This is a genomic window from Methylibium sp. T29-B, assembly GCF_000576225.1.
Classification (GTDB): Bacteria; Pseudomonadota; Gammaproteobacteria; order Burkholderiales; family Burkholderiaceae_C; genus Methylibium; species Methylibium petroleiphilum.
This window is the reverse complement of the sequence record NZ_AZSN01000008.1, coordinates 1-25,771: the sequence shown is the minus strand read 5'-3', so window position 1 is coordinate 25,771 and position 25,771 is coordinate 1. Positions and strand designations below refer to the sequence as shown.

The following is a 25,771-nucleotide window of genomic DNA, read 5'->3' as shown; positions in this document are numbered from 1 at the left end:
AACCTGGGGCGGAGCGGGCTTGCATCGCGGAAGCCCGGTGCAATAATGAATTCAAGACTGAATTCGAGGTTTCATTATGCTCGACCGTGAAGGCTTCAGGCCCAACGTCGGCATCGTTCTGCTCAACTAGCGGAACCAGGTGTTCTGGGGCAAACGCATACGCACCCACTCCTGGCAGTTTCCGCAAGGCGGCATCAAGTACGGTGAGACGCCCGAGCAGGCGATGTACCGTGAGCTGCACGAAGAAGTGGGCTTGCAGCCCGAGCATGTGCGCATCCTGGCGCGCACGCGCGATTGGCTGCGCTATGAGGTGCCCGACCACTACATCCGCCGCGAGGCCCGCGGTCACTACCGCGGCCAGAAGCAGATCTGGTTCCTGTTGCAACTCACCGGCCGCGACAACGACATGAACCTGCGCGCCTGCGACCATCCGGAATTCGACGCGTGGCGCTGGAACGAGTACTGGGTACCGCTCGAGGTGGTGATCGACTTCAAGCGCGATGTCTACCAGATGGCGCTAACCGAACTGGCGCGCTTCCTGCCACGCGCCAACCACCACAACCGCTACCTGCGCTCGGGCATGCGGGCGCACCGGCGTGAGGACGAAGAGCGCTCCAACGGCGAGGCGCCCATGGAAGCCGCCGACGGTGAGACGACGCCCGAAGGTCCGCGCTGAGGCTCTGCGTCGGCGTCAGCGGTGCCGGCGGTTGAGCAGGCTCAGCCCCACAGCCACCGCCACGAGCGCCACCAGCAACTCGACGCCCACCGGCTCCTCCAGCAGGCCGGCGGCGAAGGCCGCGCCGAACACCGGCGTGAGGAACACGAAAGCCTGCACCTTGGTCGCCGGATAACGCGTGAGCAACCCGAACCACAGCAGATAACTGGCGAAGGTGACGATCACCGCCTGATAGAACAGCGAGCCGATGGCCAGCGCGCTCCAGGCGGCCGGCCAGGGCGCGCCGCTCACCCAGGCAGCCGCCGGCGACAGCAGCGCCGAAACAAGCAGTTGGTAGGCCAGCGTCTTCTCGGGCGCAGCATGGCGCAGCGAACTGAAGCGGATGATCACAGTGGTCAACCCCCACAACGCCGCCGCAACGAGGATCAGCGCATCGCCCAGCCACGGCCAACCGTCCGCTCGAGGCGCAGGCTCGGCAAACGCGAAAGCGACCCCACCGAAGGCGATGGCCAGGCCGAGCGCCTGCAGGGGCCGCAGCCGCTCGGCCGGCACCAGCCACGCGAGCACCAGGGCAACGACGAACGGCGAGGTGTTGATGAACACGACTGACCGGGCGGCCGTCGTGTACTGCAAGCCGACGAAGATGCACCCGAATTCGATGGCGAACAGCAGGCCGGCGAGCAGGCCGGGCCACAGCGTGCCGTCACGCCAGTGCCAGGGAATGCGGCGCCAGCGCATCCAGGCCAGGACCAGCACCAGGGCGACCACGCTGCGAACGGACAACTGGATCAGCGACCCGACCTCGGGCAGCGCGGCTTGATGGCGACTTGGTTCAATCCCCAAAGCGCGCAGCAGCAGACCAGCGCCAGAGCCGCCGGCGCATCGATGCGCGCGGCGCGGGGTTCGCGCTCCGTCGTCACGCGGGGTGCTCCGCACCGCGTCGGGAGCACCGGATGCGGGGGATTCGGGGACAGCCAGAGCGCAGACGCAAGAGTTCTCGTCAGGCCAGCACGAGATTCGTGCGGTGGATCATCTCGGGCTCGTTGCTGTAGCCCAGCAGACTCTCGATCTGTGACGACGGCTTGCGCGCGATCAGCCGCGCCTCGCTGCTCGCGTAGTTGGCCAGGCCCCGCGCGATTTCGATACCGACCTGGCTCCGAACCGCGATCACGTCGCCTCGCACGAACTCGCCCTGCACCTCGACCACGCCGATCGGCAGCAGACTCTTGCCTTCGTCGCGCAGCTTGGCGACGGCGCCGTCGTCGATGACGACCGTGCCGCGCATCTGCAGGTGGTCGGCCATCCACTGCTTGCGCGCCGCGAGCTTGGCAGTGCGAGCGACCAGCAGCGTGCCGATCGCCTCACCGTCAGCGAGTCGCAGCAGCACGTCGGGTTCACGACCCCAGGCGATAACGGTCGAGGCCCCGCTGCTGGCGGCACGCTTGGCGGCCAGCACCTTGGTGATCATGCCGCCACGCCCGAGGCTGGAGCCCGCACCACCTGCCATCCGCTCGAGTTCCGGCGTTCCGGCGACAGCCTCACCGATGAACCGGGCCTGCGGGTCCTTGCGCGGATCGGCGGAGTACAGGCCAGGCTGATCGGTCAGGATCACCAGCGCATCAGCGTCGACGAGGTTGGCGACCAGTGCGCCCAGCGTGTCGTTGTCGCCGAACTTGATCTCGTCGTTGACGACCGTGTCGTTCTCGTTGATGACCGGGATCACCTTCAGTGACAACAGGGTGAGCAGGGTCGAGCGTGCGTTCAGGTAGCGCTCGCGGTCCGCGAGGTCGGCGTGCGTCAACAGCACCTGCGCGCTGCCGATGCCATGCTCCGAAAGCTTGCTCTCGTACATCTGCGCCAGCCCCATCTGTCCGACGGCGGCAGCGGCCTGCAACTCATGAATCTCCTTCGGTCGCGCGTTCCAGCCCAAGCGCTTCATGCCTTCGGCGATCGCGCCGCTGGACACCATCAGCACCTCGCGCCCCTGACCCGCCAGCGACGCGAGCTGGCGGCACCAGTTGCCGATCGCGGCGGCATCGACACCGCGCCCCTCGTTGGTCACGAGGCTGGATCCGACCTTGACGACGATGCGCCTCGCTCCACGCAGCACTTCGGACATGCGGCCTCTACTCTCTCGGTCCGAAACAGGCGCGCTTCAACGGAAGCGCGGGTCATCCGCCTGCGGTGCAAAGCGGGGCTCGTCATCGCTCTCGTCGGCCTCGGGCTCGGCGAAGCGCACGTCGGGATCGACATAGTGGGTCTGATAGCTGGCCACGTGCTGGTAGATCGCCTGCACCAGCGTCTCGCAGCCCTCGCGCGTCAGCGCCGAGATCTCGAAGACCGGCCCCTTCCACTTGAAGCGCTTGACGAAATCCTTCACGCGCGCGGCACGCTCCTCGGCCGGCACGACGTCGAGCTTGTTGAGTACCAGCCAGCGCGGCTTGTCGTACAGCGCCGGGTCGTACTTCTTCAACTCGGCGACGATCGCCTTCGCCTGTGCGACCGGATCGGTGTCGTCGAACGGCGCCATGTCGATCATGTGAAGCAGCAGCCGGGTGCGCTGCAGGTGACGCAGGAAGCGGTGGCCCAGCCCGGCGCCCTCGGCCGCTCCCTCGATCAACCCGGGCACGTCGGCAACGACGAAGCTCTGCTCCGGTCCGACGCGCACCACGCCAAGGTTGGGATGCAGCGTCGTGAAGGGATAGTCGGCAATCTTCGGCCGGGCGTTCGAGATCGCGCTGATCAGCGTGGACTTGCCGGCGTTCGGCATGCCCAGCAGGCCCACGTCGGCGAGCACGCGCAGTTCCAGCTTGAGCTTCTTCTGCTCGCCGGGCCAGCCCGGTGTCTTCTGGCGGGGCGCGCGGTTGGTGCTGGTCTTGTAGTGAAGGTTGCCGAAGCCGCCGTCGCCGCCCTTGGCGATCAGGATGCGCTCGCCCGGCTCAAGCAATTCGGCGACCGGCGCGCCGGTCTCGGCATCGCTGATGATGGTGCCCACCGGCATGCGCATCACGATATCTTCTGCGGCCGCGCCGAACTGATCGGAACCGCGGCCGTGCTCACCATGGCGGGCCTCGTGTCGCCGAGCGAAACGGAAATCTATCAGGGTGTTGAGGTTCCGGTCGGCCACTGCGTAGACGCTACCGCCACGCCCGCCATCGCCACCGTTCGGACCGCCGAATGGGATGAACTTCTCGCGCCGAAAGCTCACGCAGCCGTTGCCGCCGTTGCCGGCGATCACGTCGATGTAAGCCTCGTCAACGAATTTCATGGGGAATGCCTGTTGCTCGAACGAGCCAGTGAGATGTTATCTGGAGCTCTGCAACGAAAAAGCCCCGGCGGGCCGGGGCTTCGTCGCGGCGCCAAGCGCGCTGTCAAACGGGATCGATCGCCACCGTGCGGCGATTGCGCTCGCCCTTGACGGCGAAGCTCACCTTGCCGTCGACAAGCGCGAACAAGGTGTGATCCTTGCCGATGCCCACGTTGCTGCCCGCGTGGAACTGCGTGCCACGCTGACGGACGATGATCGAGCCGGCCTGCACGGCCTGGCCGCCGAAAGCCTTGACGCCGAGCATCTTCGGTTGCGAATCGCGGCCGTTCCGGGTGGAACCGCCACCTTTTTTCTGTGCCATTTCCTAACTCCTTCTCGGTTGCCGTGTCAGCCGTTCACCGTGCTGATTTCCAGCTCGGTGAAGTTCTGGCGGTGACCCTGCCGCTTCTGATAATGCTTGCGGCGACGCATCTTGAAAATGCGCACCTTGTCGTGCCTGCCGTGGGCCACGACCGTGGCCTTGACAGTCGCGCCGGCAACCAAGGGAGTGCCAACTTTGAGGTCCGCGCCGCTTCCGACGGCGAGCACCTGGTCGATCACGATCTCTTGGCCAACGTCCGCAGCAATCTGTTCTACTTTGATTTTTTCGCCGGCAGCAACCTTGTACTGCTTGCCACCGGTTTTTATGAGCGCGTACATATCAGCCCTTTCACTCGAATGACCCGCCTCGGTGCCTGCCGGCCCCCAGACGGTCCCTGCGAAATGCGCAGAGCCTGAGATTGTAGCATCGCTCGGGAGGTCGGCATGCACCGGGTACGCTGGGCGCCCTGAGCCGCAGGTCGCGCGCGATCCCCCTCCCTATAATCGAAACGCTCGAAATTCCTCGAGTTCCTCCTCCTTCAGCGTGACTGCCGTCTCGAACGTCTCCGGGTCGACACTTTCCTTCGCAGACCTGGTCGCCGCCGACATGGGCGAGGTCGATGCGTTGATCCGGCGCCGACTGGCTTCGGATGTCGCGCTGATCAACCAGATATCGCACTACATCATCAGCGCCGGTGGCAAGCGGTTACGTCCAATGCTGGTGCTGTTGTTCGCGCAGGCACTCGGCTTCCGGGGTCCGGAGCGCTTCGAACTGGCGGCGACGGTCGAGTTCATCCACACCGCGACCTTGCTGCACGACGACGTCGTCGACGAGTCCGCGCTGCGGCGCGGACGTGACACGGCCAATGCGCGTTTCGGCAATGCAGCGAGCGTGCTGGTTGGCGACTTCCTTTATTCGCGCGCCTTCCAGATGATGGTCTCCGTGAACCGCATGAGGGTTCTGGAAGTGCTGGCCGACGCCACGAATGTGATCGCCGAGGGCGAAGTCCTGCAGTTGATGAACATGCACGACCCCGACCTGTCCATCGACGACTATCTCCGGGTGATCCGGTTCAAGACGGCCAAGCTGTTCGAGGCCAGCGCTCGGCTCGGCGCCATGCTGGCCGACGCCTCCCCCGGCGTCGAAACCGCGTGCGCCGATTACGGGAGGGCGCTGGGCACCGCATTCCAGTTGGTCGACGACCTGCTGGACTATGAAGGCGCCACGTCGGCACTGGGAAAGAACATCGGCGACGACCTGCGGGAAGGCAAGCCGACGCTGCCCTTGCTGGTGGCCATGACGCGAGGGACGCCGGCGCAAAGGGACGTCGTGCGTGCGGCCATCGAGCAAGGCGAGGTGCAGCGCCTGCCGGAGATCATCGAGATCGTCCGATCCACCGGCGCCTTGGAGGCCACCAGGGAAGTGGCGCGCGCCGAGGTCGCCCGAGCCTGCGAAGCCTTGTCGGTCCTGCCAGACTCGCAGTACCGCGAAGCTCTGCTACACTTATGTGCTCAGTCGACAGAGCGTTCCTCGTGAACCGTTGACCTGAGCAGTCAGCATCGATCTGACCCAATCGGGGTGTAGCTTAGCCTGGTAGAGCGCTACGTTCGGGACGTAGAGGCCGGAGGTTCGAATCCTCTCACCCCGACCATCTTCTGACAGGTTTTGCCAACACAGTCGTGGCGTCTGCACGGCATCGCGTGGTGGATGCTCACATCCGCGGACCTCGGTCGTTTACAGGGCCGCATGAATCGGCGATCATGATTCGGTTGCAGCCCTGACTTCGCCGATTGCCCTGTGGATACCCTCGCCGATGCCCCGCAGAGTTCGCTGTCCGGCGTCGCGCGCGTGCTCGTGCACGCGGGCAAGCTCAACGTCAAGACCGCCGAAGATCTGGTCCGCAGCGCCAAGGAGCAGAAGCGCAGCTTCATCTCGGCGGTCCTGAGCGCTGGCGCCGTCAACCCTTCGGATCTTGCCCATACGCTGTCCAGCGTGCTGGCGATGCCCTTGCTCGATCTGGCGGCGGTCGATCCGCAGCGCCTGCCTCGCAACGTCATCGATGCCAAGCTGGCCACCCAATATCAGGTATTGGTGCTGGGCAAGCGCGGCAACCGCCTCTTCATCGCCGGGGCCGACCCCACCGACCAGGAGGCCGCTGAACGCATCAAGTTCGCAACGCAGCTGACGCCCGAGTGGGTGATCGTCGAGCACGACAAGCTGTCCCGGCTCGTCGATGCAGCTACGACAACGGCCAGCGAGTCTCTCGAGTCGCTGGTCGCCGGTGATTTCGAGTTCGACGTCACCGAGGAAGACACCAGCGCATCCGACGCCGCCGAGGTCACCACCGACGTCGAGGACGCACCGGTCGTTCGCTTCCTTCAGAAGATGCTGATCGATGCGATCAACGCACGAGCCTCCGATCTGCACTTCGAGCCGTTCGAATACAACTACCGGGTCCGCTTCCGCGTCGATGGCGAACTGCGCGAGATCACGCAACCGCCGATTGCCATCAAGGACAAGCTCGCCTCCCGCATCAAGGTGATTTCCCGGCTCGACATTGCCGAGAAGCGCGTGCCGCAGGACGGCCGCATGAAGCTCAAGTTCGGCAGCAAGGCGATTGATTTCCGGGTCAGCACCCTGCCCACGCTGTTCGGCGAGAAGATCGTGATCCGTATCCTCGACCCGTCGAGTGCCAAGCTCGGCATCGAGGCGCTCGGCTACGAGAAGGTCGAGAAAGACCGCTTGCTGGAAGCCATCAAGCGCCCCTATGGCATGGTGCTGGTCACCGGTCCCACAGGCTCCGGCAAGACGGTGTCTCTGTACACCTGCCTGAACATCCTGAACCAACCCGGCGTCAATATCTCCACGGTGGAGGACCCGGCCGAAATCAACCTCCCGGGCGTCAACCAGGTCAACGTCAACGACAAGGCAGGACTGAACTTCTCGGTCGCCTTGAAGGCCTTCCTGCGGCAGGATCCGGACGTCATCATGGTCGGCGAAATTCGCGATCTCGACACGGCGGACATCGCCATCAAGGCGGCGCAGACCGGGCACATGGTGATGAGCACGCTGCATACCAACGACGCGCCGACGACGCTGACCCGCCTGATGAACATGGGCGTCGCGCCGTTCAACATCGCCTCCAGCGTGATCCTGATCACGGCGCAGCGGCTGGCGCGCAAACTCTGCGAGAACTGCAAGGCGCCGGCCGATTACCCTCGCGAGGCGTTGCTTCGCGCCGGCTTCGCTGAATCGGACCTGGATGGCAGTTGGAAGCCCTATCGTGCCGTCGGCTGCTCCAGTTGCAGCAATGGCTACCGGGGGCGTGTCGGCATCTACCAGGTCATGCCGATCAGCGAAGAGATCCAGCGCATCATCCTGACGCAGGGCAATGCGGTCGACATCGCAAAGCAGGCACAGCAAGAGGGCGTGCGCGATTTGCGTCAGTCGGGTCTGGTCAAGGTGCGAGCGGGTGTGACCACCCTGGAAGAAGTCATCTCGGTCACCAACGAGTAAGCCCATTAGGCGGCGGGGAGAGTCGGAGACACCATGGCCACAGCAGCAACGGCTTCGGCGCGAGACATCAAGGAATTCGTCTTCGAGTGGGAAGGCAAGGACAAGAACGGCAAGGTCGTGCGCGGCGAGATGCGAGCCGGCGGCGAGTCGGTCGTCAGCGCGTCCCTGCGCCGCCAGGGCATCCTCGTCAACAAGGTGAAGAAGCGCCGCATGAGCGGCGGCAAGTCCATCAAGCCGAAGGATATTGCGATCTTCACGCGCCAGATCGCGACGATGATGCGCGCCGGCGTTCCCTTGCTGCAGTCCTTCGACATCGTCGCGCGGGGCAGCACCAACCTCGCGTGACCAAGCTGCTGACCGACATCCGCTCCGACATCGAGACCGGCACCAGCCTGTCGTCGGCCTTCCGCAAGCACCCGCTGTACTTCGACGCGCTCTACTGCAACCTCGTCGAGGCCGGTGAAGCCGCAGGTATCCTGGAAACACTGCTCGAGCGGCTGGCGACCTACCAGGAGAAGACGCTCGAGATCAAGCGCAAGATCAAGTCGGCGCTGATCTACCCGGTGGCCGTGCTGGTGGTGGCCTTCGTGGTCGTCGCGGTCATCATGATCTTCGTGATCCCGGCCTTCAAGGAAGTCTTCACGTCCTTCGGAGCCGACCTCCCGGCCCCGACGCTGTTCGTGATGTCCATGTCCGAGATCTTCGTCAGCTACTGGTGGCTGATCTTCGGCGTCATCATCGGCGGCACCTACTTCTTCTTCGAGTCGTGGAAGCGATCCGAGAAGATGCAGAAGACCATGGACAGGCTGCTGTTGAAGCTGCCGGTGTTCGGTGATCTGATCTTCAAGTCGGCCGTCGCTCGCTGGACGCGCACGCTCGCCACGATGTTCGCGGCCGGCGTACCGCTGGTCGAGGCGCTCGACTCGGTCGGTGGCGCCTCTGGCAATGCCGTGTTCGCCGAAGCGACGGAGCAGATCCAGAAGGACGTCTCCACCGGCACGGCACTGACCACCTCGATGCAGGCGACCGGCATCTTCCCCGTGATGGTGCTGCAGATGGCTGCCATCGGTGAGGAATCGGGCGCCCTCGATCACATGCTGTCCAAGGCTGCCGAGTTCTACGAGGCCGAGGTCGATGAGGCCGTCAAGGGCCTGTCGAGCCTGCTCGAGCCGATCATCATCGTCGTGCTGGGCACCATCATCGGCGGCATCGTGGTCTCGATGTACCTGCCGATCTTCAAGCTCGGCCAGGTGGTCTGAGCACGCCCGGAGGCATGTCGTCCGACCTGCAGGGCGTGCTGCTGTCGCCCTGGGCTCTGGGGCTGCTCGGGCTGTGCATCGGCAGCTTTCTCAACGTCGTCATCCACCGCCTGCCACAGATGATGGAGCGGGCCTGGCGACTCGAAAGCGCCGAGCTGCTCGGGGTCACGGCCCCAGAATCTCCCGCGCTCACGCTGGCGAAACCCGCCTCGCGCTGCCCGCAATGCGGTCATCGCATCCGCTGGTTCGAGAATGTCCCGGTGCTGAGCTGGCTGCTGTTGCGCGGACGCTGCTCAGCCTGCAAGACGCCGATCTCTCCGCGCTATCCTCTCTTCGAGATCGCGACAGGGCTGTTGTTCGCCTCGCTGGCCTGGCGTTTCGGCGCGCAACCGACGGTGCTGGCCTGGTGCGCCTTCGTCGCCGTCCTGCTGGCACTGTCCGGCATCGACTGGGACACGACGCTCCTGCCCGACAGCCTCACCTTGCCACTGCTCTGGGCCGGGCTGGTGGCTGCCGCGCTCGGCTGGACGCTGCCGCTCTCGACGTCCGTCTGGGGCGCGGTGTTCGGTTATTTGTCGCTGTGGTCGGTGTACTGGCTGTTCAAGCTCACGACTGGCAAGGAAGGCATGGGCGCGGGCGACTTCAAGCTGCTGGCCGCCCTCGGTGCCTGGCTCGGATGGCAGATGCTGCTTCCCATCGTGCTCGGAGCTTCGTTGATCGGTGCCATCGTCGGCATCGCCATGAAGCTGGCTGGCGCTCTGCACGAAGGTCGCTACGTGCCCTTCGGCCCCTTCCTGGCCGGTGCCGGACTGGTCGTCCTGTACGCAGGCGCCGAGCGCGTGATGGGCTGGCTCGGCTGGGCCTGAGGCTCGATGGGCAGCGAACGCATCAGCTTGCGCATCGGTCTCACCGGCGGCATCGGCAGTGGCAAGAGTACGGTGGCCGCGCTGCTCGAAGGGCGCGGCGCGCTACTGGTGGATACCGATGCCATCGCACGCAGGCTTTCCGCGCCGGGTGGCGCCGCGCTTCCGGCGCTGCGCGCGCAGTTCGGGCCGGACTGCATCGACCGCGCTGACGGAGGTCTCGACCGGGTCTGGATGAGGGCCCAGGCCTTCGCCGACCCCGCCGTGCGTCTGCAGCTCGAGGCCATCCTGCACCCCCTGATCCGCGACGAGACGGAACAGTTCGCACGCGCCGGCGTCGACGCAGCCTGCGTCGTGTTCGACGTACCCTTGCTGGTCGAGTCGGATCGCTGGCGTGATCGCGTCGATCGCGTGCTGGTGGTCGATTGCCCCGAGGAAGTCCAGGTCGCGCGCGTGGCGCGACGGTCCGGCTGGACTCCCGACGAAGTGCGGCGCGTGATGGCTCAGCAGGCCCCGCGGCCCCTCCGCCGAGCTGCGGCCGACGCCGTGATCGACAACCGGGGGGACTCGCTCGATGCGCTACGGACGGTCATCGATGTCCTCTGGAAGCACTGGATGGCTGTAGACCGCTGAGGCTGGGCATTCGCTCGGGGCGAACCCTGTGGAACAATCGGACGCGTTGCAGCGCGCAGGTGGCCCGCCTTGATCCTCTACGAGTACCCTTTGAACGAGAGCATCCGCACGATGCTGCGCCTCGAACACCTGTTCGAGCGGCTCACGGTGCTGGCGGACCGCGAGCCGGCGATCGATCATCACTTCGCCATCGCGACGATCTTCGAGATCATGGATGTTGCATCCCGGGCCGACCTGAAGAGCGACCTGCTCAAAGACCTGGAGCGCCACAAGACGCAACTGGCCCAGTACCGCGGCAATCCCTCGATCTCCGAGGCCGCGCTCGACCAGGTCATCCTGCGCATCGATGAGGCCTTCGCGTCGCTGAACCACCTGCCGGGCAAGGCCGGCCATGCGCTGACCACGAACGAGTGGTTGATGGGCATCCGCAGCCGCATCAGCATCCCCGGAGGCACCTGCGAGTTCGATCTGCCGGGCTACTACGCGTGGCAGCACGAGAGCGTGGCTCACCGCAAGGCCGACCTGCAGCGCTGGATGGCAACGCTGCTGCCGCTCGCCGACGCCCTGAAGGTTCTGATGGCCCTGCTGCGCGAGTCGGGCAGCCCGCACATGGTGTTCGCCGCCGCCGGCCAGTACCAGCAGAGCTTGCCGTCGGGGCGCAGCTTCAGCCTGATGCGGGTGCGTCTTGAAGAGTCGGCCGGGCTGGTGCCGGAGATCAGCGGCCACCGCCTGATGGCGTCGATCCGCCTCATGCGGCAAGATGGTGAAGGCCGGTTGCGGCCCAGCGGCGACGATGTGAGCTTCGAGCTCACGCTGTGCTGACGAGCGCTCTCCTGCGTCGATGACCGGCAGCGACATCCCGCCACGCACCGTGCGCTGCCCGGGCTGCGGGCAGTTCAGCATCTATGCGTCGACCAATCCCTACCGCCCCTTCTGCAGCGAGCGCTGCAAGAACGGTGATCTGGGCGCCTGGGCCAACGAACGCTATCGCGTCGAGGCCTCACCGCCGGTGGAAGGCGACGACGCCGAGCACTGAAGCATCGGGCTGCGCGCTAGTCCGCGTGGGTGCTGCCCGAAAACGCCTGCTCCTCGGCCAGCCAATTCAGCACCGGCACCGTTCCCGGCAGGATCGGGCGTACCTCGACCGGCAGCATCTGCCAACGCGCCGCCTGCCGTTCGCGCATCTCCAGTTCGCCGCTCCACGCGTGCACCTTGCAGAAATGCAACCGGACGCGAGCGTGCGGATAGTCGATCAGCTCCGTTTTCCAGAGTTGCGCGTCGGCAATGCAGATGCCCAATTCTTCCTGCAGTTCGCGGCGCAGTGCCTGCTCGACCGTTTCACCGGCCTCCAGCTTGCCGCCCGGAAATTCCCAGTAGCCGGCATACACCTTGCCGTCCGGCCGCGAGGTCATCAGGAAGCGCCCCTGCGCGTCGAACAGCACCCCGACCGCCACATCGACCGGCATGCGCTCGCTCACCCCGGCACCTCGTCGCGCTGACGGCCGCGCCCCGCGTAGTCACGCGCGAACTGCCAGGCCACCCGGCCCGAGCGCGAACCCCGCTCCAGCGCCCAGACCAGCGCCTCGGGTCGCGCCGCGGCGATGTGGTCCGCGTTGGCGCCGAAGGCGCTCAGCCACTGCGCGACGATCGCCAGGTACTCGTCCTGACTGAACGGATAGAAGCTGATCCACAACCCGAAGCGTTCGGACAGCGAGATCTTCTCCTCCACCACCTCGCCGGGATGCACCTCGCCATCCTCGGTGTGCTGGTAGCTGAGGTTCTCCTTCATGTATTCGGGCAGCAGGTGGCGGCGGTTGGACGTCGCCACGATCAGCACGTTGTCGCTCGACTGCGCCACCGAGCCGTCGAGGATGGACTTCAGCGCCTTGTAGCCCGGCTCGCCCTCGTCGAAGCTGAGGTCGTCGCAGAACACCAGGAAGCGCTCGTCGCGTTCGGCCACCAAGTCGACGATGTCGGGCAGATCCACCAGATCGGCCTTGTCGATCTCGATCAAGCGCAGTCCGCGCGGCGCGAACTCGTTCAGGCAGGCCTTCACCAGCGAGGACTTGCCGGTCCCACGCGCGCCGGTCAGCAGCACGTTGTTGGCCGGCCGGCCGCTGACGAATTGCTCGCTGTTGCGCACCAGGCGCTCCTTCTGGGGCTCGACCTCCTTCAGGTCGGCCAGCCGGATCGATGCCACGTGCCGGACCGGCTCCAGCCAGCCGCCTCCCAGCAGCGAGGCACCCCGCCGGCGGTAGCGGAAGGCGATCGATGCCGACCAGTCCGGCGCCGTCACCGGCCGGGCGCCCGGCCCCGGCAGCAGGGCATCGAGCCGCGCGAGCACGCGCTCGGCCTGCTGCATCAAGGAAAGAAACTCGGGATTCATGGCCGCCGAGTGTAGGGGCGGGCGCCGAAGCCCCTCGCCGGGGCGGGGCCGGATCAGGTGGCGAGTTGCCGCAGTGCCGCGTCGAGGTGTTCGCTCGGCAGGCGCTTGAAGCCCGAACGCGCATAGCGCTGCAAGCGGCCCAGCACGAAGCTGACGAGGACCGAAGCCTGCGCCTGGGCATCGACGGTCGGCGTCTGCGACCCGCCGGCCTCGGCCAACGCTCGCAGGCTCTGTCGCAGCTGCGACTCGAAGCGATCGAAGAACTGGTTCATGCGCGCCGTCAGGCGCTCGTTCTCGAACACCAGGCATCGCCCGCCATCACGCGTGACATGCCGGGGTTCTTCTCGCCGAACTGCAGCAGCACGGTGGTCATCTTGTGCACCTGATCGCGCGGATCGGTGTCGCGCTCGACGATCTGGTTGACCAGCGTGAACACGCTGCTCTCGATGAAATCGATCAGCCCCTCGAACATCTGCGCCTTGCTGGCGAAGTGCCGGTACAGCGCCGCTTCGCTGACGTCGAGCTTGGCCGCCAGGGCCGCCGTCGTGATGCGCTCCGCACCGGGCTGTTCCAGCATGGACGCCAGCGTCTGGAGGATCTGGATGCGGCGCTCGCCCGGCTTGGGCCGCTTGCGCACGGGTGCTGCGGCGGCGACCCCCTCGGCGGGCGTGTCGTCGGCGGCATCCAGCGGCTCAGGGATCGGCGTGTCGGACATGCGCGCGGGCGGGGAGGAAGTGGGTGGCTAGCGTCGAAAGCGAGCGAATTCTTGCATACACATAAGCGGGCTTTCGACGCAAGCGCGCACCTACTTCGGGTCCATGAGCATTGCGCCACACATATCGCTGCATCCAGACGGTGCGCAGTCCGACGGCGCGCGCCGCGCGCTGGTGGGCCAGCGTGTCCTCGACCAGCACGCACTGCGCCGGCCGCAATTTCAGCCTCGCCAGCACCACCCGGAACATGCGTGCATCGGGCTTGGGGCGCAGATGACCGAACAGGCGCATGCCTTCGATGCTGACGATGCCCTCGAAGCAATCCGCCAGGTCGAGCGCCGTCAGCACGCGCTTGGCGTAGCTGGCCGGCGCATTGGTCAGCACGAACTTGCGCCCCGGCAACGCTCGCAACGCAGCGCGGTCACGCGGGCTCCCGCGCAGCCGTTGCTCGAGGTCCGGCAGGCGGTGGGTGTGCTCGAGGAAGTGCGCGGCGCGAATGCCGTGATGCCGCTCCAGCCCCAACAACGTGGCGCCGTAGCGGCGCCAGTAGTCGAGCCGCAGGAAGTCGGCCTGCGCCGCGTCGACCCGAAGCGCCTGCGCGATGTAGTCGTTCATCGCCTCGTCGAGCAGGCCGAACGCCGCGTGCGAGGCGTCGTGCAGCGTGTTGTCGAGGTCGAACAGCCAGACGACCGGCCGGCCGGCGGCAGCCACTGCTCAGTGCGACCGGATCATCGTGCCGTAGGCCTGGTCGCTCAGGATCTCGAGCAGCATCGCATGCGGCACCCGGCCGTCGATGATGTGCACCGCATTGACGCCGCTCTTCGCGGCATCCAGCGCGCCGGCGATCTTCGGCAGCATGCCGCCGCTGATCGTGCCGTCGGCGAACAGTTCGTCGATCTCGCGGGCCGACAGGTTGGTGAGCAGCTTGCCCGCCTTGTCGAGCACGCCCGGCGTGTTCGTCAGCAGCATCAGCTTCTCCGCCTGCAGCACGGTGGCCAGCTTGCTCGCCACCATGTCGGCGTTGATGTTGTAGCTCTCGTTGTGCTCGCCGAAGCCGATGGGGCTCACGACCGGGATGAACTGGTCGTCCTGCAGCGCCTTGACCACCGCGGGGTCGATGGCGGTGATCTCGCCGACCTGGCCGACGTCGTGCTCGATGCTGGGGTCGTCCTTGTCCACCATCTTCAGCTTGCGCGCCCGGATCATGCCGCCGTCGCGGCCAGTGAGCCCGACCGCCTTGCCGCCCACCGCGTTGATGAGACCGACGATGTCCTGCTGCACCTCACCGCCGAGCACCCACTCGACGACCTCCATCGTTTCCTCGTCGGTCACGCGCATGCCCTGGATGAAGGTGCCCTTCTTGCCCAGGCGCGACAGCGCCTCGTCGATCTGCGGCCCGCCGCCGTGCACGACCACCGGGTTCATGCCCACCAGCTTGAGCAGCACGATGTCCTCGGCGAAGTCCTGCTGCAGCGCGGGGTCCGTCATGGCGTTGCCGCCGTACTTGATGACCAGCGTCTTGCCGTGGAACTTGCGGATGTAAGGCAGAGCCTGCGCGAGGATCTCTGCCTTGTCGCGCGGAGCGATGTTCGGCAGGTCGGACGAGGGGGCGGGAACGGGTGGGGCCATGACGGGATCTCCGAACTCAGGGTCTGTCGCAAGAGATTCTAGGGTTCGCCCTAGTCCAGCGCCTGCACCGGACCGTGCGCCGCGGAACTTTTCGCCGCAGCCCCGGCTCAGTCTGACGCATACTTTTGTCCTCATGCGCCGCGCCACCTGGATCCTCTACCTGATGCTGGCCCTGCTGCCTTTGCGCAGTTGGGCGGTGGCCTCCATGGGCCTGCCGCAGGTCACCGAGGCGCCCGCCGTCGCACTCTCCGCAGACCACCACACCGCCACATCCGGGGCGGCGCTGCCGCCCTGCCATCAGGGCGATGAGAATGGCGCCGCGCCGTCGAACTGCCAGTCCTGCGACTGGTGCCACGCAGCGATCGGCATCGTGCCGCACGGTGAATCGGCCACGGTCGCCCTGCCGGCCGAGGCGCCAATTCCCGCGCTCGCACGCGATACCGGCCAGCCCGCGATCGGCGGGCTCGACCGCCCTCCCCGAACCGTCCTCGCCTGACGCGGCCCGACGGGCGTGTGCCTCGGCACGCGCTCGCGAGCGCCGCCGCCTCGATCCCGGCCGGTCCCGACCGCCCGGACCTCGAACGTGTTCCCGCGAGGATGCTCCATGGCTCTGTCCCGATCGCACTGCTGGTTGCCGGTTGCCCTGCTGGCCTGCTCCCTGGCCGCTGTGGCCACCGAACGCCCCGACCCGCTGAACGCCAGCGCGGCCGTCCCGACCTTCACCCCTCCATCGGCGTTCACCGGCTACAGCCGCCACGGCGACACGAGGCTGCAGTCCTGGAAGGACGCGAACGACGCGGTCGGCCGCATCGGGGGCTGGCGCGCCTATGCGCGCGAGGCATCGCAGGCCTCGCGGCCGGCAAACGCTGCGCCGGTCACGCCCGCCGCGAGTGAATCGACCGGAGCCCCGTCGACGCCCCACGGCGCTCCTCATCACCATCACTGAGAAGCGAGCGATGACGACACCACGACACGCCTGCGCCGCAGCGGCCCGCGGCCTGCCGCTCGTGCTGGCGAGCCTCGCGCTGGCCGGCTGCGCCTCGTTCAGCCCCGATGGCGGCTTCGACACCGTCGAGCAGGTGGCCCAGGAGCGTCTCGGCAAGGACGTCGTCTGGGCCCGGACTGCCGAGAATCAGAACCGCATCGATACCCGCGTGGCCGAACTGCTCACGCGTCCACTCACGGTCGACGATGCGGTGCAGGTCGCGCTGCTCAACAACAAGGGGCTCCAGGCCCGGTTCTTCGAGCTGGGCATCGGCGAGGCCGAGCTGGTGCAGGCCAGTCGCCTGCCGAACCCGGGCATCAGCTTCGGCCGACTGAAACGCGGCGACGAGATCGAACTCGAGCGCGGCTACCACCTCAATCTCGCGCGGCTGCTGGCGATGCCGCTCGTGCGCCAGGTCGAGGAGCGGCGCTTCGCACAGACCCGCGGCGTCGTCACGTTGCAGCTGCTGTCGCTGGCGTCCGAGGCCCGCAAGGCCTACTTCAACGCGGTCGCCGCCGAGGAGACGGTGCGCTACCGGCGCCAGGTGCAGCAGGCGGCCGAGGCCGGCGCCGAACTGGCTCGGCGCATGGCCGAAGTCGGCAACTTCAACAAGCTGCAGCGCCTGCGCGAGCAGGGCTTCTACGCCGACGCGACGCTGGGCATGGCTCGAGCCGAGCACGCCGCGCTGGCCTCGCGCGAGAGACTGACGCGGTTGATGGGCCTGTGGGGCCCGCAGACGCGCTTCCAGTTGCCCGAGCGGCTGCCCGACCTGCCAGAGGCTCCGACGGATCAGCCCGAGATCGAGCGCGCCGCACTGGCTCAGCGCCTGGACGTCCAGGGGGCCAAGCTCGCGGCGGAGCAGACCGCGAAGAGCCTCGGTCTCACGAAGACGACGCGCTTCGTCAACGTGCTGGAGCTGGGCTGGGCCCACAACAGTTCGAACGAGGAACCGACGCAGACGGGTTGGGAGCTGGGGCTGGAGCTGCCGCTGTTCGACTGGGGCGGAGCGCGCGTCGCGCGCGCCGAGGCGGTCTACATGCAGGCGCTGAACCGCGCTGCCGAGACGGGGGTCAACGCCCGCTCGGAAGTGCGCGAGGCCTATGGGGCTTATCGCTCGGCCTGGGACATCGCGCGTCACCACCGCGACGAGATCGTGCCGCTGCGCCAGCGCATCGCTGAAGAAAACGTGTTGCGCTACAACGGCATGCTGATCGGCGTGTTCGAGCTGCTCGCGGATGCACGCTCGCAGATCGCCGGCGTCAACGCCTGCATCGAGTCGCTGCGCGACTTCTGGCTGGCCCAGGCCGATCTCGAGATGGCACTGATCGGCAAGCCCGGACTCTCGAGCAGCAGCGGCATGGCGCTCGGCACCGGCATGGCGGCCGGCAGCGCCGATGCCAGCGTCGGCCGCCACTGAAGCCCAACAAGGACACACCCATGGTTTCCCGACGCAACTTCCTCGGCCGTGCCGGCGCGGTCACTGCGGCCGTCAGCGCCGCCGCCGTCAGCAAGGTCGCGATGGCCGCGCTGCCCGAACCGGTGATGCAGCACTCGCCCGACACGCTGCCTCCGCTGGTGCCCGAGAGCGGCCGGCCCTACAAGCCGGTCGTCACGCTGAATGGCTGGACACTGCCCTGGCGCATGAACAACGGCGTCAAGGAGTTCCACCTGGTCGCCGAACCGGTGGTGCGGGAGATGGCCCCCGGCTTCAAGGCGCATCTTTGGGGCTACAACGGCCAGAGCCCCGGGCCGACGATCGAGGTGGTGGAAGGCGACCGCGTGCGCGTCTTCGTCACCAACAAGCTGCCCGAGCACACCACCATCCACTGGCACGGCCAGCGCCTGCCCAACGGCATGGACGGCGTCGGCGGGCTCACGCAGCCCGCCATACAACCCGGCAAGACCTTCGTCTACGAATTCGTCGCGCGCCGCCCCGGCACCTTCATGTACCACCCGCATGCCGACGAGATGGTGCAGATGGCGATGGGCATGATGGGCTTCTGGATCACGCACCCGAAACAGAAGCACCCTCTGATCGACGAGGTCGATCGCGACTTCGTGTTCCTGCTCAACGCCTACGACATCGATCCCGGTGCCTACACGCCGAAGGTCATGACGATGCTCGACTTCAACCTGTGGAGCTGGAACAGCCGCGTGTTCCCGGGCATCGACACGCTCAACGTCCGCAAGAACGATAAGGTGCGCATCCGCATCGGCAACCTGACGATGACCAACCACCCGATCCACCTGCACGGCCACGAGTTCGCGGTCACCGGCACCGACGGCGGGCCGACGCCGAAGGGCACGCGCTGGCTTGAGGTGACCACCGACGTGGCGGTGGGCCAGATGCGCCAGATCGAGTTCCGGGCCGACGAGGAAGGCGACTGGGCCTTCCACTGCCACAAGAGCCACCACACGATGAATGCCATGGGGCACGGTGTGCCGACGATGATCGGCGTCGACCACCGCGAGGTGGTCTCGAAGATCACGCAGCTCGTACCCGACTACATGGTGATGGGCGAGCGCGGCATGGCCGACATGGCCGAGATGCCGATGCCGCTGCCCGACAACACCGCGCCGATGATGAGCGGCGCCGGCCCGTTCGGCTCGGTCGAGATGGGCGGCATGTTCACGATGCTCAAGGTCCGGAAGGACCAGAAGCCGGGCGACTACAAGGACCCGGCTGGTTCAGGCACCCGGCCGGGACGATGGCCTACGAGTGGACCGGCGCACTGGCCGAGCCGGCACGCTTCAAGGCCGAGAGCACCAGTGCGATGCCCGCGAAGAACATGCCGGCGACCGACATCGAGGTCCAAGTGCGCAAGCCGGCGCGTGGCGGTGGCGGCCACGCCGGCCATTGAGCTCGACATCAAGCCCGATCACCACCCATGACGAGGACCTCCATGCTGAACATTGAAACCCTGCTGTTGGCGGCGCTGGTCGCCACCTCCGGCCTCGCCCGGGCCCATGGCGATGCCGAGCCTGCGAAGAAGCCCGCTGTCGCCAAGAAGGAACAGAAGGACTGGGGCATCGCCGGTGACGCCAAGGCCGCGCGGCGGACGATCGAAGTGAGGATGCTAGACAGCATGCGCTTCAGCCCCGAGCGGCTCGACGTGAGGCAGGGTGAAACGGTTCGTTTCGTCTTCCGCAACGACGGCAACTTGATGCACGAGTTCGTGATCGGCACCCGGGCCGAGAACGACGCGCACGCCGCGCTGATGATGAAGTTCCCGGACATGGAGCACGACGAGCCCTACATGGCGCACGTCGGTCCGGGGCAGACCGGCGAGATCGTCTGGACCTTCAACCGCCGCGGCGAGTTCGACTTCGCCTGTCTGATCGCCGGGCACTACCAGGCCGGCATGGTCGGCAGGATCGTCGTGGCCGATGCGCGCACATCCAAGGAGTGAATGACCATGAAGCACCGACATCAGGACAATCGACGCCGGACCTTGAAGGCTCTCGCCGCGCTGTTCGCAACCCCAGCGCTGCCGGCGGCTGCCGCCGCCGGCAAGCCGCTCGTCGACGTCTGGAAGAGCCCGACCTGCGGCTGCTGCAAGGACTGGATCCGACATCTCGAGGCCCACGGCTTTATGGTGCGTGCCCACGACGACGGCAACACCGATGCGCGGGCCCGGCTGGGCATGCCGCTGCGCTACGGCTCCTGCCACACCGCGAGCGTGGGCGGCTATGCGGTCGAGGGCCATGTGCCGGCGCGCGAGGTGTGGCGGCTGCTGAGGGAGCGGCCACAGGCCGTCGGGCTGGCCGTGCCGGCGATGCCGATCGGCTCGCCCGGCATGGACGGCCCCGAGTACGGTGGCCGCCGGGATCCCTACGAGGTGCTGCTGGTGCAGAGCGACGGCCGCTCGACCGTCTACCAGGCCTATCCCTGAACGGAACTTGCAACACGGAGCCACCCGATGATGAAAAGCCACATGACCGCCCTGCTGCTCACCGTCGTCACGACGCTGGCGAGCGCCCAGCCCCTGATCGACGGCGAGGTGCGCAAGGTCGATGCCGCGCAGAACAAGATCACGCTCAAGCACGGCGAGATCAAGCACCTCGACATGCCGCCGATGAGCATGGTGTTCCAGGTCAAGGACCCGGCACTGCTGGCCAGGGTGAAGGTGGGCGACAAGGTGCGCTTCGGCGTCGACCGGATCGACGGGGTCTACACGGTCACGGCGATCGAGAGCGCGAGATGAGATCGACCACGGCCCGGGGCTGCCTCGCCGCCGCCGCGCTGATCGCGCTCGTCAGCGGCGCCCGTGCCGGCCCGATGGGCTTCGACGGCAGCCAGATGGCGATGGGCGACTTCGGCCCGAACTGGCGCGAGGCCTGGGTCAACCATGCCTACACGCCGCGCGACGCGATCGGCATCGGCGGCCTGTTCATGCGCTCGGACGACGAGCGCATGACGCGCGATGTCGCCGAACTCACCTACACGCGCCTGATGGCTCGGTGGAACCTGCCGCATGCCCAGGCCAACGCCTGGCTCGTAGTCGGCGCCGGCGGCATCCGCGGCAACGACTACGCGGGCACGCGCACGCTGCTGGCGCCCGGCATCCAGCTCGACTACGAGACCACGCGCGTCTATGTCGCCGCCTTCGGGCGCCTGTACCGCGCCGAAGGCATTCGCCACGACTACGCCGCCGTGCGCGCCGGCTTCTCTTTCTACGAGGCCGCGTACGAGGAGACCCAGCCCTGGCTCATCGTCGAGGCGCGGCACATGCGCGGCCTGTCGGAGCGCGTCGAGATCACGCCGATGCTCCGGCTGATCGACAAGGGCTATTTCGTCGAGGCGGGCCTGAACACCGAGAAGCAGGCCCGCTTCAATTTCATGTACATCTTCTGAACCGAAGGAAACTCATCATGAGAACCTTGCTGATACTGGCCACCGCGGGCCTGTTCGTGGCCTCTGCGCAGGCCGCGCCCACCACCAGGATCACCGTCAACGGCATGGTCTGCGCCTTCTGCGCGCAGGGCATCGAGAAGAAGCTGACCGCCATGCCGCAGACGCGCGCGGTCTACGTCGATCTCGGCGAGAAGATCGTCGCGGTCGAGGCCCGGGAAGGGCAGACGATCGACGTCGACAAGGTGCGCGCCGAGATCAAGGACGCCGGCTACGACGTGGTCAAGGTCGAGTCGGTCGAGCAGTCGGTCGAAGAGCTGCGCGCCGCCGCAGCCAAGGCGAAGAAGAAGTGACGCCCCTCGCTGCGCCGCAGGCCGGGCCCGACGGGCGCACGGGTCTGCGTGCGGGCACCTGGGGCGCCTTCGCCGCGCTACTGGCGAGCAGCGGCACGCTGGTGTGCTGCGCGCTGCCGGCCCTGCTGGTGGCACTGGGCGCCGGTGCGGTGCTGTCGTCGCTGGTCGCCGCGGTACCGCAACTGGTGTGGCTGAGCGAGCACAAGGCGCTGGTGTTCGGCTTCGCCGCGCTAATGCTGGGCGTTGCCGGCGCGCTGCAATGGCGGCAGCGTCATGCACCCTGCCCGATCGATCCGTCGCTGCGCGACGCCTGCCTGCGCACGCGTCGCACCTCCCGCCGCGTGTACGCCGTGTCGGTTGCTCTGTTTGCCATGGGGGCGTGGTTCGCCTTCGTGCAACCCCTGCTGTCGGCCGGCTAAGCTAGGACCCATGCACGCGCACGACCTCAGCCCCTGGCAGCATCGTCACGACTTCGCCGCCGACCGCGGGGCCGCGGAGCGTCGCACTCACTGGGTGATCGGCATCACGCTCGCGATGATGGTCGCCGAGATCGCGGCTGGCTGGTGGTGGCACTCGATGGCCCTGCTGGCCGATGGCTGGCACATGGGCACGCACGCCGCCGCCATCGGCGTGGCGGCGCTGAGCTACGCGCTGGCGCGGCGCTGGGCCGGCGATGCCCGCTTCTCGCTCGGGCCGTGGAAGGTGGAGGTGCTGGGGGCCTACACCAGCGCCGTGCTGCTGGGCGTGGTGGCGATCGGCATCGCGGTCGAGTCCGGCCTGCGCCTGTGGGCGCCGGAGCCGGTGTCCTACGACGAGTCGCTGGTCGTCGCTGTGATCGGGCTGGCCGTGAATGCGGTGTGCGCGAAGCTGCTGCACGGCGGCCACGACCACACGCACGGAGCGGGGCACGCCGGCCACGGCCATGGCCCCCACGAACACCACGCACACGCCGCCGAACACGCTGCACACGCCCATGACCACGCCGACGGCAAGGACCTGAACCTGCGCGCCGCCTACCTGCACGTGCTGGCCGATGCCGCCACCTCGGTGTTGGCGATCGGCGCGCTGCTGGCCGGCAAGTACGCCGGCTGGGTGTGGGTCGACCCGCTCGTCGGCCTGCTGGGCGCGGCGCTGATCGCGGTCTGGTCGTTCGGCCTGCTTCGGCAGACGTCGACCATCCTGCTCGACCGTGAGATGGACCATCCGCTCGCACAGAAGGTGCGCGAGCGGCTCGAATCCGACGGCGACGCGCGCGTGGCCGACCTGCACCTGTGGCGCGTCGGCGATGCGCAGTTCGCTTGCCAGGCCACGCTGGTGGCCGACGCGCCGCTCGCCGCCGACCACTACCGCGACCGGCTGGACGGACTGGCTGGGCTGGCGCATGTGTCGATCGAGATCAACCGCTGCCGCGGAGCATCGCCCCCCGCCGCGCACGGCCACGGCCACGCGCACTGAAGTCCGCACCGGCCGCGACGGGCGGAGCGGCGCTTGCGCCGCCCCTCAGAAGTGGATGCCGCGCATCATCTGCTGCAGCGCCACCGCCTCGGCCGAGAGCTGCGGCTTCGCGCCTTTCTCGCCCTTGGCTGCCTCGCTGTCGGGGAACATGCGGAAACTGGTGTTCATGACGATCTGCGCTACGCGCGGCGCCAGCGCGTGTAGCACCTGGCCGGCGGTGCCCAGGCGGGTGGCAATGCGCACCGGCTTGTAGACGCAGGCCTGGGCGATCATGTCGGCCGCCTCCTCGGGCGCGAGCGTCGGCACGTTGTTGTAGATCTTGGTCGGCGCGATCATCGGCGTGCGCACCAGCGGCATGTTGATGGTCGTGAAGCTGATGCCGGTGTCGGCGTACTCGCTGGAGGCGCAGCGCGTCCACGCATCGAGCGCGGCCTTGCTCGCCACATAGGCCGAGAAGCGCGGGGCATTGGTCAGCACGCCGATCGAGCTGATGTTGACGACATGGCCCTTCCTCTTGGCCACCATGCCCGGCAGCACGCCCATCGTCACGCGCAGGCAGCCGAAGTAGTTGAGCTGCATCGTGCGCTCGAAGTCGTGGAAACGCTCGTAGCTGTTCTCGATCGCGCGGCGGATCGAGCGGCCGGCGTTGTTGATGAGGAAGTCGACGCCGCCATGCTCGGCCTGCAGCGCCTCGAGGAAGGCCTTGCAGCCGGCCTCGTCGGCGATGTCGACTGAATAGCTGAACACCCGGGCCTCCTTGCCGGCAAACGCCTTGATCTCCTTCACGGCCTCGTCGAGCTTGTCGGCGTCGCGCGCACAGATCACCGTCACCGCGCCGGCCTCGGCGAACTTGCAGGCTGCCGCCAGGCCGATGCCCGAGCTGCCGCCGGTGACCAGCACCACCTTGCCGCCGACCGTGCCGCGAAGGCTGCGGTCGATGAAGAGATCGGGATCGAGATGGCGCTCCCAGTAGTCCCACAGCCGCCAGGCGTAGTCCTTCAGGTTCGGGCACTCGATGCCGCTGCCCTTCAGCGCCGCCTGCGTGTCGCGGCAGTCGAAGCGGGTCGGGTAGTTGACGAAGGTCAGCATGTCCTCGGGCAGGCCCAGGTCCTTCATCACGGCGTTGCGGATGCGGCGCACCGGCGCCAGCGCCATCAGCCCCTTCTTCACGCTCTTGGGAATGAAGCCGAGCAGCGCCGCGTTGACGAACAGGTTCATCTTCGGCGCATGGGCGGCCTTGCCGAAGATGTCGAGCACGTCGCCGACGCGGTAACCGACCGGGTCGACCAGGTGGAAGCACCGGCGGTCGAGCTCCAGCTTCGCATGGCTGATGTGGTCGAGCGCCGCGACGACGAAGTCCACCGGCACGATGTTCACGCGCCCGCCTTCCAACCCCACCGCCGGCATCCAGGGCGGCAGCAGCTGGCGCATGCGCTGGATCAGCTTGAAGAAATAGTAGGGGCCGTCGATCTTGTCCATCTCGCCGGTGGTGGAGTCGCCGACCACCATCGCCGGGCGGAACACGGTCCACGGCAGCTTGCATTCCTTGCGCACGATCTTCTCGGACTCGTGCTTGGTCATGAAGTACGGATGGTCCAGGCCCTCGGCCTCGTCGAACATGTCCTCACGGAACACGCCCTCGTACAACCCGGCCGCCGCGATCGACGAGACGTGGTGGAAGTGCCCGGCCTGGATCGCCTGCGCGAACTCCACCGCGCTGCGCGTGCCCTCGATGTTGACCTGCACCTGCGCGGCCTCGTCGGCGCCCAGGTCATAGACCGCGGCGAGGTGGTAGATCGCATCGATGCGACCCTTCAGCGCCTTGATTGCATCGGCGGCCACCCCCAGCTTCTTCGCCGTCAGGTCGCCGTAGACCGGCACCGCGCGGGCCTTGGCAGCGCCGCTGAGACCCCAGTAGGCCAGCAGTTCGGGCAGCTTGCGCTCGCTCTCGGGCCGCAACAGAAAGTGCACGGTCGAGCCGCGCCGGTCGAGCAGTTTCCTGACCAGCCGCTTGCCGATGAAGCCGGTGGCCCCGGTGACGAAATACTGCATGCCATCCTCCTTGCTGTTGCTGCCGCGGGTGCCTGCTCATTCTTGTCCACCGCGGGCGGTGCACGATCGCCCCGCAGCGCGTGCCGCGCTCGGGACTTTCCCGGGGCGCCTGATGCACCCGGACGATTCGCTCGCCTTTAGGCTGCGACTTCTAGCCCGCGCTTCTATAGTGCCTCCGGCGAGGGCTTCGCTGTGAAGCGCCGCGCCGGATCCACAAGGAACACAAGCATGGTCAAGAAGCTGCAGAAACTCGCGGACAAGCAGAGTGCCGCCGCGGGCACACCTTCGATGGCACAACTGTTCGACAGCCAGCTCGCGAACTCGGTCAAGGACTCGGCCCAGCAGATCTGGCAGGCCGGGCTCGGCGCGTTCGCCAAGGCCCAGGGCGAAGGCGGCAAGGTGTTCGAGTCGCTGGTGAAGGAAGGTGTCTCGATCCAGCGCAGGACCCAGGCGGCCGCGGAAGAGAAGCTGGGTGAGGTGAGCAACCGCATGACGAAGCTGTCCGACGACGTGCAGGCGCGCGCCGGCCAGCAGTGGGACAAGCTCGAATCGATCTTCGAGGAGCGCGTCGCGAAGGCGCTGGGCAAGCTCGGCGTGCCGTCGAGCAAGGACATCGATGCGCTGATCCATCGCATCGACACCCTCAGTGCCAACGTGGCCCGCCTGTCCAAGGCCCCTGCGGCCCGCAAGGCGGCACCCGCCAAGACGGCCGCGAAGGCCGCCGCACCCCGCAAGGCCGCCGCCAAGCGCGCCGCTCCGCGCAAGCGCGC

At 67.2% G+C, this 25,771-nt stretch carries 27 protein-coding genes, 1 tRNA gene and 4 pseudogenes; 21 read left to right on the top strand and 11 right to left on the bottom strand.

What is annotated here, in order from left to right; all coding sequences use genetic code 11:
* The first annotated feature begins 76 nt into the window (after window positions 1–76).
* Window positions 77–676 (top strand): annotated as a pseudogene (locus Y694_RS02685) (RNA pyrophosphohydrolase).
* A 15-nt stretch (window positions 677–691) separates the two neighbouring features.
* Here the strand turns inward: Y694_RS02685 and Y694_RS02680 are convergent.
* The 5 genes from Y694_RS02680 to rplU all read right to left on the bottom strand — a co-directional run bounded on the left by Y694_RS02680 (window position 692) and on the right by rplU (window position 4,643).
* Complete coding sequence (locus Y694_RS02680) at window positions 692–1,519, bottom strand: DMT family transporter (protein ID WP_310732189.1); 828 nt, start codon at window positions 1,517–1,519, stop codon at window positions 692–694.
* A 157-nt stretch (window positions 1,520–1,676) separates the two neighbouring features.
* Window positions 1,677–2,795 (bottom strand): glutamate 5-kinase, encoded by a 1,119-nt coding sequence (gene proB / locus Y694_RS02675; RefSeq protein WP_036229614.1) that lies wholly within the window; start codon window positions 2,793–2,795, stop codon window positions 1,677–1,679.
* 36 nt (window positions 2,796–2,831) lie between these two features.
* The gene (cgtA, locus tag Y694_RS02670; RefSeq protein WP_011828113.1) at window positions 2,832–3,944 is read right to left on the bottom strand and encodes an Obg family GTPase CgtA; all 1,113 of its coding nucleotides are present in this window, start codon (window positions 3,942–3,944) and stop codon (window positions 2,832–2,834) included.
* A gap of 103 nt (window positions 3,945–4,047) precedes the next feature.
* Window positions 4,048–4,305 (bottom strand): 50S ribosomal protein L27, encoded by a 258-nt coding sequence (gene rpmA / locus Y694_RS02665; protein ID WP_011828112.1) that lies wholly within the window; start codon window positions 4,303–4,305, stop codon window positions 4,048–4,050.
* A 26-nt stretch (window positions 4,306–4,331) separates the two neighbouring features.
* A complete protein-coding gene (rplU, locus tag Y694_RS02660) occupies window positions 4,332–4,643 on the bottom strand; it encodes a 50S ribosomal protein L21 (protein ID WP_011828111.1) in 312 nt (103 codons plus the stop codon).
* A gap of 205 nt (window positions 4,644–4,848) precedes the next feature.
* On the opposite strand from rplU, the gene ispB reads away from it, so the two are divergent.
* The 8 genes and pseudogenes from ispB (at window position 4,849) to Y694_RS02620 (ending at window position 11,612) form a co-directional block, all read left to right on the top strand.
* Entirely contained in the window at window positions 4,849–5,841 is a 993-nt protein-coding gene (gene ispB, locus Y694_RS02655) for an octaprenyl diphosphate synthase (RefSeq protein WP_011828110.1), read from the top strand.
* Window positions 5,842–5,879: 38 nt separating this feature from the next.
* Window positions 5,880–5,956 (top strand) — tRNA-Pro (locus Y694_RS02650).
* A gap of 146 nt (window positions 5,957–6,102) precedes the next feature.
* On the top strand, window positions 6,103–7,821 hold the full coding sequence (pilB, locus tag Y694_RS02645) for a type IV-A pilus assembly ATPase PilB (RefSeq protein WP_036229607.1): 1,719 nt from the start codon (window positions 6,103–6,105) through the stop codon (window positions 7,819–7,821).
* Window positions 7,822–7,854: 33 nt separating this feature from the next.
* Window positions 7,855–9,080: pseudogene (locus Y694_RS02640) on the top strand (type II secretion system F family protein).
* A 14-nt stretch (window positions 9,081–9,094) separates the two neighbouring features.
* The gene (locus Y694_RS02635; protein ID WP_011828107.1) at window positions 9,095–9,946 is read left to right on the top strand and encodes an A24 family peptidase; all 852 of its coding nucleotides are present in this window, start codon (window positions 9,095–9,097) and stop codon (window positions 9,944–9,946) included.
* 6 nt (window positions 9,947–9,952) lie between these two features.
* Entirely contained in the window at window positions 9,953–10,576 is a 624-nt protein-coding gene (gene coaE / locus Y694_RS02630; protein ID WP_011828106.1) for a dephospho-CoA kinase, read from the top strand.
* Window positions 10,577–10,645: 69 nt separating this feature from the next.
* Window positions 10,646–11,398 carry a cell division protein ZapD gene (gene zapD / locus Y694_RS02625; RefSeq protein ID WP_011828105.1) on the top strand — a complete coding sequence of 251 codons (753 nt, stop codon included), beginning with the start codon at window positions 10,646–10,648 and terminating at the stop codon, window positions 11,396–11,398.
* 19 nt (window positions 11,399–11,417) lie between these two features.
* Window positions 11,418–11,612 (top strand): DNA gyrase inhibitor YacG, encoded by a 195-nt coding sequence (locus Y694_RS02620; protein WP_011828104.1) that lies wholly within the window; start codon window positions 11,418–11,420, stop codon window positions 11,610–11,612.
* Between the two features lie 16 nt (window positions 11,613–11,628).
* Here Y694_RS02620 and Y694_RS02615 read toward each other — a convergent pair whose 3' ends face one another.
* The 5 genes and pseudogenes from Y694_RS02615 to argB all read right to left on the bottom strand — a co-directional run bounded on the left by Y694_RS02615 (window position 11,629) and on the right by argB (window position 15,304).
* A complete protein-coding gene (locus tag Y694_RS02615; protein ID WP_011828103.1) occupies window positions 11,629–12,042 on the bottom strand; it encodes an NUDIX domain-containing protein in 414 nt (137 codons plus the stop codon).
* Between the two features lie 8 nt (window positions 12,043–12,050).
* Window positions 12,051–12,962, bottom strand: a complete 912-nt coding sequence (locus Y694_RS02610) for an ATP-binding protein (protein ID WP_036229602.1) — start codon at window positions 12,960–12,962, stop codon at window positions 12,051–12,053.
* Between the two features lie 53 nt (window positions 12,963–13,015).
* Window positions 13,016–13,677 (bottom strand): annotated as a pseudogene (gene slmA / locus Y694_RS02605) (nucleoid occlusion factor SlmA).
* Window positions 13,655–14,386, bottom strand: a complete 732-nt coding sequence (locus tag Y694_RS02600; RefSeq protein WP_011828100.1) for a pyrimidine 5'-nucleotidase — start codon at window positions 14,384–14,386, stop codon at window positions 13,655–13,657. Before Y694_RS02600 ends, slmA begins: the two are co-directional and overlap by 23 nt.
* Window positions 14,387–14,389: 3 nt before the next feature.
* Window positions 14,390–15,304: an acetylglutamate kinase gene (gene argB / locus Y694_RS02595; protein WP_011828099.1), complete on the bottom strand. Its 915-nt coding sequence runs from the start codon at window positions 15,302–15,304 to the stop codon at window positions 14,390–14,392.
* A gap of 133 nt (window positions 15,305–15,437) precedes the next feature.
* Here argB and Y694_RS02590 point away from each other — a divergent pair, with 133 nt between their 5' ends.
* The 11 genes and pseudogenes from Y694_RS02590 to dmeF all read left to right on the top strand — a co-directional run bounded on the left by Y694_RS02590 (window position 15,438) and on the right by dmeF (window position 22,949).
* Window positions 15,438–15,800: a hypothetical protein gene (locus Y694_RS02590; RefSeq protein WP_011828098.1), complete on the top strand. Its 363-nt coding sequence runs from the start codon at window positions 15,438–15,440 to the stop codon at window positions 15,798–15,800.
* 108 nt (window positions 15,801–15,908) lie between these two features.
* Window positions 15,909–16,250 (top strand): hypothetical protein, encoded by a 342-nt coding sequence (locus Y694_RS02585; protein WP_011828097.1) that lies wholly within the window; start codon window positions 15,909–15,911, stop codon window positions 16,248–16,250.
* Between the two features lie 10 nt (window positions 16,251–16,260).
* Window positions 16,261–17,706 carry a TolC family protein gene (locus Y694_RS02580; protein ID WP_036229596.1) on the top strand — a complete coding sequence of 482 codons (1,446 nt, stop codon included), beginning with the start codon at window positions 16,261–16,263 and terminating at the stop codon, window positions 17,704–17,706.
* Between the two features lie 20 nt (window positions 17,707–17,726).
* Window positions 17,727–19,150 (top strand): annotated as a pseudogene (locus tag Y694_RS02575) (multicopper oxidase family protein).
* Window positions 19,151–19,192: 42 nt separating this feature from the next.
* Window positions 19,193–19,699 carry a cupredoxin domain-containing protein gene (locus Y694_RS02570; protein ID WP_036229593.1) on the top strand — a complete coding sequence of 169 codons (507 nt, stop codon included), beginning with the start codon at window positions 19,193–19,195 and terminating at the stop codon, window positions 19,697–19,699.
* Window positions 19,700–20,182, top strand: a complete 483-nt coding sequence (locus Y694_RS02565; RefSeq protein ID WP_051495525.1) for a DUF411 domain-containing protein — start codon at window positions 19,700–19,702, stop codon at window positions 20,180–20,182.
* A 27-nt stretch (window positions 20,183–20,209) separates the two neighbouring features.
* Window positions 20,210–20,494 carry a copper-binding protein gene (locus tag Y694_RS02560; RefSeq protein ID WP_152543378.1) on the top strand — a complete coding sequence of 95 codons (285 nt, stop codon included), beginning with the start codon at window positions 20,210–20,212 and terminating at the stop codon, window positions 20,492–20,494.
* Window positions 20,491–21,144, top strand: coding sequence for a hypothetical protein (locus Y694_RS02555; protein ID WP_036229590.1), 654 nt, complete (start codon window positions 20,491–20,493; stop codon window positions 21,142–21,144). The genes Y694_RS02560 and Y694_RS02555 overlap by 4 nt, the downstream gene beginning before the upstream one ends.
* Window positions 21,145–21,161: 17 nt before the next feature.
* The gene (locus Y694_RS02550; RefSeq protein WP_036229588.1) at window positions 21,162–21,494 is read left to right on the top strand and encodes a heavy-metal-associated domain-containing protein; all 333 of its coding nucleotides are present in this window, start codon (window positions 21,162–21,164) and stop codon (window positions 21,492–21,494) included.
* Entirely contained in the window at window positions 21,491–21,913 is a 423-nt protein-coding gene (locus Y694_RS02545) for a hypothetical protein (RefSeq protein ID WP_231497504.1), read from the top strand. The genes Y694_RS02550 and Y694_RS02545 overlap by 4 nt, the downstream gene beginning before the upstream one ends.
* Before the next feature lie 10 nt (window positions 21,914–21,923).
* Complete coding sequence (gene dmeF, locus Y694_RS02540) at window positions 21,924–22,949, top strand: CDF family Co(II)/Ni(II) efflux transporter DmeF (RefSeq protein ID WP_036229587.1); 1,026 nt, start codon at window positions 21,924–21,926, stop codon at window positions 22,947–22,949.
* 45 nt (window positions 22,950–22,994) lie between these two features.
* On the opposite strand, the gene Y694_RS02535 is transcribed toward dmeF, so the two are convergent.
* A complete protein-coding gene (locus tag Y694_RS02535) occupies window positions 22,995–25,001 on the bottom strand; it encodes an SDR family oxidoreductase (RefSeq protein ID WP_036229584.1) in 2,007 nt (668 codons plus the stop codon).
* A gap of 228 nt (window positions 25,002–25,229) precedes the next feature.
* Here Y694_RS02535 and Y694_RS02530 point away from each other — a divergent pair.
* On the top strand, window positions 25,230–25,771 hold a 542-nt coding region (locus tag Y694_RS02530), incomplete at its 3' end, for a phasin family protein (RefSeq protein ID WP_036229582.1).

What these genes read in the sequence shown, in the direction of transcription:
- proB (WP_036229614.1), bottom strand. Translation starts at nt 2,795, where the DNA reads ATGTCCGAAGTGCTGCGTGGAGCGAGGCGCATCGTCGTCAAGGTCGGA.
- cgtA (WP_011828113.1), bottom strand. Translation starts at nt 3,944, where the DNA reads ATGAAATTCGTTGACGAGGCTTACATCGACGTGATCGCCGGCAACGGC.
- rpmA (WP_011828112.1), bottom strand. Translation starts at nt 4,305, where the DNA reads ATGGCACAGAAAAAAGGTGGCGGTTCCACCCGGAACGGCCGCGATTCG.
- rplU (WP_011828111.1), bottom strand. Translation starts at nt 4,643, where the DNA reads ATGTACGCGCTCATAAAAACCGGTGGCAAGCAGTACAAGGTTGCTGCC.
- Y694_RS02635 (WP_011828107.1), top strand. Translation starts at nt 9,095, where the DNA reads ATGTCGTCCGACCTGCAGGGCGTGCTGCTGTCGCCCTGGGCTCTGGGG.
- coaE (WP_011828106.1), top strand. Translation starts at nt 9,953, where the DNA reads ATGGGCAGCGAACGCATCAGCTTGCGCATCGGTCTCACCGGCGGCATC.
- Y694_RS02620 (WP_011828104.1), top strand. Translation starts at nt 11,418, where the DNA reads ATGACCGGCAGCGACATCCCGCCACGCACCGTGCGCTGCCCGGGCTGC.
- Y694_RS02615 (WP_011828103.1), bottom strand. Translation starts at nt 12,042, where the DNA reads ATGCCGGTCGATGTGGCGGTCGGGGTGCTGTTCGACGCGCAGGGGCGC.
- Y694_RS02610 (WP_036229602.1), bottom strand. Translation starts at nt 12,962, where the DNA reads ATGAATCCCGAGTTTCTTTCCTTGATGCAGCAGGCCGAGCGCGTGCTC.
- argB (WP_011828099.1), bottom strand. Translation starts at nt 15,304, where the DNA reads ATGGCCCCACCCGTTCCCGCCCCCTCGTCCGACCTGCCGAACATCGCT.
- Y694_RS02590 (WP_011828098.1), top strand. Translation starts at nt 15,438, where the DNA reads ATGCGCCGCGCCACCTGGATCCTCTACCTGATGCTGGCCCTGCTGCCT.
- Y694_RS02585 (WP_011828097.1), top strand. Translation starts at nt 15,909, where the DNA reads ATGGCTCTGTCCCGATCGCACTGCTGGTTGCCGGTTGCCCTGCTGGCC.
- Y694_RS02580 (WP_036229596.1), top strand. Translation starts at nt 16,261, where the DNA reads ATGACGACACCACGACACGCCTGCGCCGCAGCGGCCCGCGGCCTGCCG.
- Y694_RS02570 (WP_036229593.1), top strand. Translation starts at nt 19,193, where the DNA reads ATGCTGAACATTGAAACCCTGCTGTTGGCGGCGCTGGTCGCCACCTCC.
- Y694_RS02565 (WP_051495525.1), top strand. Translation starts at nt 19,700, where the DNA reads ATGACCATGAAGCACCGACATCAGGACAATCGACGCCGGACCTTGAAG.
- Y694_RS02560 (WP_152543378.1), top strand. Translation starts at nt 20,210, where the DNA reads ATGATGAAAAGCCACATGACCGCCCTGCTGCTCACCGTCGTCACGACG.
- Y694_RS02555 (WP_036229590.1), top strand. Translation starts at nt 20,491, where the DNA reads ATGAGATCGACCACGGCCCGGGGCTGCCTCGCCGCCGCCGCGCTGATC.
- Y694_RS02550 (WP_036229588.1), top strand. Translation starts at nt 21,162, where the DNA reads ATGAGAACCTTGCTGATACTGGCCACCGCGGGCCTGTTCGTGGCCTCT.
- dmeF (WP_036229587.1), top strand. Translation starts at nt 21,924, where the DNA reads ATGCACGCGCACGACCTCAGCCCCTGGCAGCATCGTCACGACTTCGCC.
- Y694_RS02535 (WP_036229584.1), bottom strand. Translation starts at nt 25,001, where the DNA reads ATGCAGTATTTCGTCACCGGGGCCACCGGCTTCATCGGCAAGCGGCTG.